Genomic DNA, 8,112 nt, shown 5'->3' with positions numbered 1-8,112 from the left:
ATCAAGTTCCATGCCACCGGCGGCGTGCTCGATCCTGGAGCGATGGGGCTGGAGCAACATTTCTCCGACGCCGAGATGAAGGCGATCGTCGACACCGCCCATTCGCTGCACCTCAAGGCAGCGGCCCATGCCCATGGCGCGCGCGGGATCCTCGCCGCCGTCCGCGCCGGCGTCGATTCGATTGAGCATGGCACGTTCATCGACGACGAGGGGGTCAAGGCAATGAAGGCTCGTGGCACTTACTATAGCGCGACGCTGATGGCCCTTAGCGGGCTGCAGATGTATATCGGCAAGGGCATTTACACGCCGAACAGCGAAGCCAAGGGACGGCTGGCGCTGGCGGTGTGGGGCCAGGGGTTGAACAAGGCCTATCGCGGCGGGGTCAAGATCGCGCTCGGGACCGACGCGGCGGTCTTTCCCCATGCCCGCGCCAACGAAGAGGTCGGGCTGATGGTCACCAAGGGCGGGATGACCCCGCGCGATGCGTTGATCGCGGCGACGAAGGGCGGGGCCGACCTGCTCGACCTGGCAGGTGAGACCGGAACGCTCGACGTCGGCAAGTCGGCCGACCTGATCGCGGTCGATGGCGATCCGCTGATCGATCCGGCGGCGGTTACGCGAATTGGCTATGTCATGGTCAGGGGCACGCCGATCCCGATGGGAGCACGATGATGCGCGCCTTCTTGATGGCGACGGTGCTGGCCCTCGGCACCCCGGCCGATGCCGCCGATCCAGCGCCGGCGGGCGATGTCCCGACCGCAGACGCCAAGGCCAAGGAGCCGGCCAAGTCCGATCCCGATGTCGCCAAAGCCAGCGTTGTCGAGCTGGCCCAGCCGCAGCGGCGCTCGATCCCGTTCCACGGCCGGACGCTGGCTTACACTGTGACGCCGGGCACGCTGACGCTTCGGAACGACGACGGCGCGCCGGTCGCCAGCATGTTCTACACCGCCTACACCATGCCCTCGGCCAGCGGCCGGACGCGGCCAGTGACCTTCCTGTTTAACGGCGGCCCGGGCTCGTCGACGATGTGGCTGCACATGGGTTCGTTCGGGCCGATGAAAGTCGAGGCGTCGATCCCGGAGATGGCGCGGCCGGCGCCGTTCCGGCTGGCTGCCAATCCCGACACATTGCTCGACACCAGCGACCTGGTGTTTCTCGACGCGATCACCACCGGCCTGTCGCGACCGCTGGGCGAGGCCAAGCCGAAGGATTTTTTCGGAGTCGACAAAGATATTGACGCCTTCGCGCGCGGCATCCAGCGCTTTCTGACAATCAACGGGCGGTGGAACAGCCCCAAGTTCGTCATCGGCGAAAGCTATGGTACGACCCGCGCCGCCGGGCTCAGCCATGTCCTGGCCCAGCGCGGGGTGCAGCTCAACGGCATTGTGCTCGTCTCGACTGTGCTCAACTTCGCGACGATCGACGTCGGGGATCAGGCGATGGTCGGCTTCCTGCCGACCTATGCCGCCGACGCCTGGTATCATGGCAAGATCGTCGATGCGGCGGGGGCCAAGCCCGATCTCGCGGCTTTCCTCGGCGAAGCACGAGCCTTCGCCAAAGGGCCCTACGCCAGCGCGTTGCAACGGGGAAATGCGCTGGGGGACGAAGAGCGGCAGTCGATCGCGACGCAGATGGCGCGGCTTACCGGCCTGTCGCCCGACTATATCCTGCGCAGCAATTTGCGCGTGACCGCCGACCGTTTTCGCAAGGAATTGCTGCGCGACCGGCGGCAGATCATCGGGCGGATCGATTCGCGCTATCTCGGGACCGATCCCGATGCAGCGGGCGAGGCGGCCAGCTCGGATCCCCAAGCCTCGTCGATTTCAGGCGCGTTCGTCGGCGCGCTCAACGACTATCTCTACCGCGATCTCGGGCTCAAGCTCCCGCTCAGTTATCGGCCAAACAATTATGCTGGGATCGGGGAGGATTGGGAGCTGACCCACAAGTCGGTCAATGGGCCGCAGCTGGTTACCGATACCAGCGTCGACCTGGCCCAGACGATGCGCGAGAATCCGCGGTTGAAGCTGTTGGTGGCGAGCGGACTCTACGACCTCGCCACGCCGTTTTTCGGGGCGGAATATGATGTCGGGCACATGATGCTGGAGCCGTCAGTGGCGGCAAACATCCGCTACACTTTCTATCCGGCGGGCCACATGATGTACACCGACCCGGCCTCGGCGCGGCAAATGAAAGCTGACCTCGCCGCTTTCTATGCGAACGCGATGTAGCCGGTCAGGCCAGCGATTTGGCGAGGACGACGAACTCCAGATTGTCGCGCTTGGGCAGGCCGAAGCGGGGGTCGGTCGCCGGGAACGGGCGCCGCTCGCCGGTCAAGACATAGCCGCGCCGCTGGTACCAGGAGACCAGCTCGGCGCGGCTGGCGATGACGGTCATCTCCATCGTCGCGATCCCCATCTGGTCGCGCGCAATCGCCTCGGCCTCGGCCAGCATGGTCCGACCAATACCGGTGGCCTGAAGCGTCGGATCGACCGCCAACATGCCGAGATAGGCGATGCCGCTGCCCTTGTCGGTCAGCGTCACGCTGGCGATTAGCGCGCGTTTCTCGAGCATGACCAGCAGCAGTTGGCGCGAATCGCGGATGGTGTCGGCCAACGACTCACGGTCGGTCCGCTGGCCGTCAAGCAGGTCGGCTTCGTGGCTCCAGCCACGCCGTGCGCTGTCGCCACGATAAGCTCGCTCGACCAGCGCATGAAGCGCGTCAAGGTCGACGTCGGTCGCCGGGCGAATCTGAGGCGGCTCGTCAGTCATGAAAAGGCCCGCCCGGATTGCTCCGGACGGGCCATTTTTCCACCAGAATTTATGGTCAGGGCTGCAACGGCGCCAAGTTCACTGCGGCATATTTGCCACGGCGATCGACTTCGATCTCGAACTCCAGTCGGTCACCTTCGTTGATCGTCGGCATGCCGGCGCGTTCCACGGCCGAGATGTGGACGAACGCATCGGGCTGTCCATCATCGCGACTGATAAAGCCAAAACCCTTCATCGCGTTGAAGAACTTGACCGTGCCCTGGGCCTTCTCGCCGGTCAGCTGACGCTGCGGTCCGCCTCGATCGCCGTCCGGCGCTCCGCCAATGCCGCCTTCGCGGGCCGGCGGAGCGCCGGTGCGGACAACTTCCATCGGCTCGCCATCGATGCGCAAATTGGTCGCGGAAATACGACCACCGCGATCGACCAGCGTGAACTCGAGCGGCTGCCCTTCGGCCAGATCTGTCAGGACTTCCTGCTCGACAGCATATATGTTAACGAAAACATCCTCTCATCCGTCATCGCGAACAACGAAGCCAAAGCCCTTCTGCGGGTTGAAGAATTTGACGACGCCCTTGCCTTCGCCGACGACCTGGGGAGGCATGCCGCCACCCGCGCCGCCGCCGCTGCGAAAGCCGCCGCCGCCGGCACCGCCGCCGCTGCGGAAACCGCCGCCGCCACCTGCACCACCGCCGAAGCCGCCACCACCGCCGCTGCGATAGCCGCCACCGCCGCCACCGGGACCACCGAAGCCGCCACCGCCACCACGATCACCATAGCCGCCGCCGCCGCCGCCGCCGAAGCCGCCGCGGTCGGACCCGCCACCACCGAAGCTGCTGCTGCCGCCTTCGTCTCCGCCGAAACTGTCGCGTTTGTCACGACCGCGTCCGCCGCGATCCCCTTTACGCCCTCGATCGAAACCCATTCAAACTCTCTTTACGTGCCCCGACAGGACGAAAACCACCGCGCGGGGCCCATGGCGCGACCGGCATGCGACGCGAAAATCTCGCGCACATAGTCGTTGGCATATCGCAAAAAGAGCGCTGCTCCTAGTGATTCGATGGCAGGCCACTGGAAGTCAACCTGAGAAAGCGCCTATTGACCGCCGTAACCGCGCAATATTGCGCCCAATCGATGAGGAAGCAGCGGCGTTGGCGATCCATTTTCACGAAGAAGACCTTCCCGATCGAGTGATTTTCGCCGACGGTCCGATCGCGATCGACACCGAGGCGATGGGCCTGATGCCAGGGCGCGACCGGCTATGCTTGGTGCAGCTGGCCGATGGTCATGGAGACGAGCATCTGGTACGATTCGGGCCGCGCAGCGACTATGCCGCACCCAATCTGAAGGCTCTGCTGGCCGATCCTGCCCGGTTGAAGCTTTATCATTTCGCGCGATTCGATCTGGCAATCATGCGTGCCTATCTCGGCATTGTGGCTGGTCCGATCTTCTGCACGCGCACCGCCTCGCGGTTGGTGCGGACCTATACCGACCGCCACGGGCTGAAGGAACTGGTCAAGGAAATGCTCGGCCAGGACCTGTCGAAGCAGCAGCAGACCAGCGACTGGGGCGCGCCCGACATCAGCGACGCCCAACGTGAATATGCTGCGTCGGACGTGCGCTATCTCCACCGGCTCAAGGACAAGCTGGCGGAGCGGCTGGCGCGCGAACAGCGTACCGACCTCGCCCAGGCCTGTTTTGACTTCCTGCCCCACCGTGCGCTGCTCGACCTCGCCGGATGGCCGGAGCAGGATATTTTCGCTCATGCCTGACGTTGGTCCGTGGATGATGCATTATGGATAGTCCCGACCAGCGCATTCGCGCGGCGACTTGGGCGAAACCAGGCAGCCGCCACGACTCGCTGATTCGGCTGCTCAAGATTGGGCTGCCCGTGCTTGTCATCGGCCTGTTCCTGATGCTCGCGCTCGCGCCGCTGGCGAAGAAGGGCGATGTCAGCTTCATGCTCGACAAGAACAAGACCGACAAGGCGCAGGAGCGGATGCGGGTCGAACAGGCGCGCTACACGGGCTCCGACGACAAGGGTCAGGCGTTCGAAATCGTTGCCCAGCACGCCATTCAGCAATCGAGCGCGATGCGCGTGGTCGACATCAGCGGGATGGCGGCGCGCGTCGGGCTTGACCAGGGACCGGTGTCGATCGCCGCCGACAAGGGGCGCTACGATTTGGAGAAACAGAGCGTTTCGGTGCCGGGCACGGTCGCCGTCCGTGACGACCAGGGCTATCATCTCGACACCAGCGGCGTGACGGTCGATTTGAAGGCCAAACAACTGAACAGCGGCGGGCCGGCGAGCGGGACGATGCGGCTCGGCCAGTTCAGCGCCAATCATCTTTCGGCCGATCTCGGCAGTCGCACGGTCACGCTCAGCGGCGGCGCGCGCTTGAAAATCGTGCAAGGGGCGATCAAGGGGAAATGATGCAGCGCCCTCTCCTCATCATCACCGCCCTCGCCACCCTGTTCGGTGTGGTCGGATTGGCCAATGCCGAGCCGGTGTCGGCGCTCAAGGGTCATGACAGCAATGCCCCGATCGATGTCTCCGCCGATCGGATGGAAGTGCAGGACCGCGCCGACCGCGCGGTGATGGCTGGCAATGTCCATGTAAAGCAGCAGCAGCTGACGCTCGATACCGCGCGGCTGACGATCGCTTATACCAACGGACCGGGCGGGTTGAAGATGCAGCGGCTTGATGCGGCCGGCGGCGTCGTGGTGAAGAGCCCGACCGAGACGGCGCGCGGCGCCTTCGGGGTCTATGACCTCAACCGCAAGCTGATCACGCTGGTCGGAGGCGTGCAATTGATTCGCCAGCAGTCGCAGATCAGTGGCTCGCGGCTGGTGATCGACCTCACCACTGGTCGCGCCGTGGTCGATGGTGGCGCGCCCGGGCTCGGCGGATCGGGCGGGCGCGTGACCGGCCACTTCACCGTGCCCCAGCGCAAGGGTTGAGATGAACGATGTCGGCCTGCTTGACCCCGCTGTCGGGACCGAAGCCGTCGTGCGTGGGCTCGACGTGCGGTCGATTGCGAAGGCGTATGACAAGCGTGCGGTGCTCCATGACGTCAGCCTGAGCGTTTCGCGCGGCGAAGTCGTCGGGCTGCTCGGGCCCAATGGCGCTGGCAAGACCACCTGCTTTTACTCGGTGATGGGGCTGGTCAAGCCCGACGCCGGGCGGATCATCCTCGATGGGCAGGATATCACGAAGTTGCCGATGTATCGCCGCGCGGTGCTCGGGCTGGGCTATCTGCCGCAGGAAACGTCGATCTTCCGCGGCATGACGGTCGAACAGAATATCATGGCGGTGGTCGAGATCGCCGAGCAGGGCAAGGATGCGCGGCACGCCCGACTGGAGCAATTGCTCGACGAATTCGGCCTCAAGAAATTGCGCGAATCACCGGCGATGGCACTGTCGGGTGGCGAGCGGCGGCGGTGCGAGATTGCCCGCGCGCTGGCCGCCAACCCGTCGATCATGCTGCTCGACGAGCCGTTTGCGGGCATCGATCCGCTGTCGATCGCCGACATTCGCGACCTGGTGAAGGATTTGAAGCAACGCGATATCGGCGTGCTGATCACCGACCATAATGTGCGCGAGACGCTCGACATCGTCGATCGTGCCTGCATCATCTATGGCGGGCAGGTGCTGTTCCAGGGCAGCCCGGAGGCACTGGTCGCCGACGAAGATGTCAGACGCCTCTACCTTGGCGAAAGCTTTGCGTTGTAAGCAGGCCGGCGATGGGACTCGGTCCGCGCCTCGATATCCGCCAGTCGCAATCGCTGGTGATGACCCAACAGCTGCAGGCGGCGATCAAGCTCCTCGCGCTGTCCAACCTCGAGCTTGAGGCCTTCGTCGCAGAGGAACTGGCCAAGAACCCGCTACTGGAAGCGAGCGGCGGCGACGGTGAGACGGTCGTCGTCACAGTCGATCGCGAGATCGGCGACGAGGCGGTAGACCCGAGCGGGGCCGACGAACTGCTCGCCAAGGGCGACGACAGCGGACTCGACATGGACTGGCGCGAGGCGGCGCTCGACAATGACAGCAGTTTCGACGTCGGCAGCGCGTCCGACGAGGGCTTCGACTTCGACCGACTGGCGGGCTGCGAGACGGGGCTGTGCGAGCATCTGATCGAGCAACTCCACGGCGCGAGCGCGCTGGCCGAGGCAATCGTCAAGGAACTTGAAGAGACTGGCTATCTGACGACACCGCTGGAAGCGATCCAGGCGGCGACCGGCACCAATCGGCGCGAAGTCGAGGAGGCGCTGGCGCTAGTCCAGTCGCTCGATCCGCCCGGCGTCGGTGCGCGTCACTTGAGCGAGTGCCTGGCGCTGCAGGCCAAGGCGGCCGACCGCTACGACCCGGCGATGGCGCGGCTGATCGACAATCTCGACCTGCTGGCGCGCGGGCAGATGAAGGATCTGAAACGGATTTGCGGGGTCGATGAAGAGGATCTGGCCGACATGGTGCGTGAGTTGCGGGCCTATGATCCCAAGCCGGGCTGCCGCTTTGCCGACAAGGAGCCCGAGACCGCCTCACCTGACCTGTTCGTGCGGCGGACGGGCGAGGGCTGGGCGGTCGAGCTCAATGCCGCGACCCTGCCGCGCGTGCTGGTCAACCGCCGCTATCATCTCGAATTGAAGGCAGGAGCGACCGACAGGGCGTCTAAGGCGTGGCTCAATGAGAGTCTCAATACTGCCCACTGGCTGGTCAAGGCGCTCGACCAGCGCGCGCGGACAATTGTCAAGGTTGCGAGCGAAATCGTCAAGCGGCAGGAGGGATTCTTCCTGCATGGCGTATCGGCGATGAAGCCGCTGACGCTGAAGGATGTCGCCGAAGCGATCGAGATGCATGAATCGACCGACAGCCGGGTGACGTCGAACAAATATCTGCTGTGCGAGCGGGGCATGCTCGAGCTGAAATATTTCTTCGCCTCGGGCGTCGGCAGCGACGATGGCGAGGGCGCGGCGGCGGGCGCGGTCAAGGATGCCATCGCCCGGTTGATCGCCAGCGAGGGCGACATTCTGAGCGACGACACGCTGGTCGATATGCTCAAGGGAAAGGGCTTCGACCTTGCCCGCCGTACCGTCGCCAAATATCGCGAGGCGCTGGGTATCGGCTCGTCGATCCAGCGAAGGCGACAGCGGAAAATTGCCGGGGGCTAGAGCCCCGAAATTCTAGCCCAAATCGGCAAGTGGTCAGAGGCCTTGGCCGCAGCAACGCTGCGATGAACCCCGCATGAGGCGATCCTGAGCTTCTTGTCGACGATGATCCGGTCGAGCGCGGCGACCGGGCGGCGGGCGTGGAAGCTGAACCCGGTATTGGCAATCTCGAACCCCGGC

9 protein-coding genes and 1 pseudogene are annotated in these 8,112 nt (G+C 64.7%); 7 read left to right on the top strand and 3 right to left on the bottom strand.

Annotated features, from left to right (window positions below; translation table 11 throughout):
* Both RMN84_RS08925 and RMN84_RS08920 read left to right on the top strand, forming a co-directional pair.
* Positions 1 to 672, top strand: a 672-nt coding sequence (locus RMN84_RS08925; RefSeq protein ID WP_309611823.1) for an amidohydrolase family protein, incomplete at its 5' end; no start/stop codon positions are given.
* The gene (locus RMN84_RS08920) at positions 672 to 2,228 is read left to right on the top strand and encodes a S10 family serine carboxypeptidase-like protein (RefSeq protein WP_309611822.1); all 1,557 of its coding nucleotides are present in this window, start codon (positions 672 to 674) and stop codon (positions 2,226 to 2,228) included. The genes RMN84_RS08925 and RMN84_RS08920, both read left to right, overlap by 1 nt.
* 4 nt (positions 2,229 to 2,232) lie before the next feature.
* Here the strand turns inward: RMN84_RS08920 and RMN84_RS08915 are convergent, their stop codons facing one another.
* Together RMN84_RS08915 and RMN84_RS08910 are read right to left on the bottom strand one after the other, a co-directional pair.
* Positions 2,233 to 2,769, bottom strand: coding sequence for a GNAT family N-acetyltransferase (locus RMN84_RS08915; RefSeq protein ID WP_309611821.1), 537 nt, complete (start codon positions 2,767 to 2,769; stop codon positions 2,233 to 2,235).
* A gap of 55 nt (positions 2,770 to 2,824) precedes the next feature.
* Positions 2,825 to 3,691: pseudogene (locus RMN84_RS08910) on the bottom strand (cold-shock protein).
* 226 nt (positions 3,692 to 3,917) lie between these two features.
* On the opposite strand from RMN84_RS08910, the gene RMN84_RS08905 reads away from it, so the two are divergent.
* From RMN84_RS08905 to rpoN, 5 genes are read left to right on the top strand one after another with little or no spacing between them, the layout of a single operon-like run.
* On the top strand, positions 3,918 to 4,538 hold the full coding sequence (locus RMN84_RS08905; RefSeq protein WP_309611824.1) for a ribonuclease D: 621 nt from the start codon (positions 3,918 to 3,920) through the stop codon (positions 4,536 to 4,538).
* A gap of 23 nt (positions 4,539 to 4,561) precedes the next feature.
* Positions 4,562 to 5,200 carry an LPS export ABC transporter periplasmic protein LptC gene (lptC, locus tag RMN84_RS08900; RefSeq protein WP_309611820.1) on the top strand — a complete coding sequence of 213 codons (639 nt, stop codon included), beginning with the start codon at positions 4,562 to 4,564 and terminating at the stop codon, positions 5,198 to 5,200.
* Positions 5,200 to 5,727 (top strand): LptA/OstA family protein, encoded by a 528-nt coding sequence (locus RMN84_RS08895; RefSeq protein WP_309611819.1) that lies wholly within the window; start codon positions 5,200 to 5,202, stop codon positions 5,725 to 5,727. The genes lptC and RMN84_RS08895 overlap by 1 nt, the downstream gene beginning before the upstream one ends.
* A 1-nt stretch (position 5,728) precedes the next feature.
* Positions 5,729 to 6,499 carry an LPS export ABC transporter ATP-binding protein gene (gene lptB, locus RMN84_RS08890; RefSeq protein ID WP_309611818.1) on the top strand — a complete coding sequence of 257 codons (771 nt, stop codon included), beginning with the start codon at positions 5,729 to 5,731 and terminating at the stop codon, positions 6,497 to 6,499.
* An 11-nt stretch (positions 6,500 to 6,510) separates the two neighbouring features.
* On the top strand, positions 6,511 to 7,935 hold the full coding sequence (gene rpoN, locus RMN84_RS08885; protein WP_309611817.1) for an RNA polymerase factor sigma-54: 1,425 nt from the start codon (positions 6,511 to 6,513) through the stop codon (positions 7,933 to 7,935).
* Here rpoN and RMN84_RS08880 read toward each other — a convergent pair.
* Positions 7,932 to 8,112, bottom strand: a 181-nt coding sequence (locus RMN84_RS08880; RefSeq protein WP_405051469.1) for an endonuclease/exonuclease/phosphatase family protein, incomplete at its 5' end; no start/stop codon positions are given. The genes rpoN and RMN84_RS08880 overlap by 4 nt on opposite strands.

Source organism: Sphingomonas sp. (assembly GCF_031380695.1).
GTDB lineage: Bacteria > Pseudomonadota > Alphaproteobacteria > Sphingomonadales > Sphingomonadaceae > Sphingomicrobium.
Note: the sequence above shows the minus strand (reverse complement) of the source record. Positions and strands in the feature narration are given on the sequence as shown.

Coding starts and splice junctions, on each gene's coding strand:
- lptB (WP_309611818.1), top strand. CDS start 5,729: ATGAACGATGTCGGCCTGCTTGACCCCGCTGTCGGGACCGAAGCCGTC.
- lptC (WP_309611820.1), top strand. CDS start 4,562: ATGGATAGTCCCGACCAGCGCATTCGCGCGGCGACTTGGGCGAAACCA.
- RMN84_RS08920 (WP_309611822.1), top strand. CDS start 672: ATGCGCGCCTTCTTGATGGCGACGGTGCTGGCCCTCGGCACCCCGGCC.
- RMN84_RS08915 (WP_309611821.1), bottom strand. CDS start 2,769: ATGACTGACGAGCCGCCTCAGATTCGCCCGGCGACCGACGTCGACCTT.
- RMN84_RS08895 (WP_309611819.1), top strand. CDS start 5,200: ATGCAGCGCCCTCTCCTCATCATCACCGCCCTCGCCACCCTGTTCGGT.
- rpoN (WP_309611817.1), top strand. CDS start 6,511: ATGGGACTCGGTCCGCGCCTCGATATCCGCCAGTCGCAATCGCTGGTG.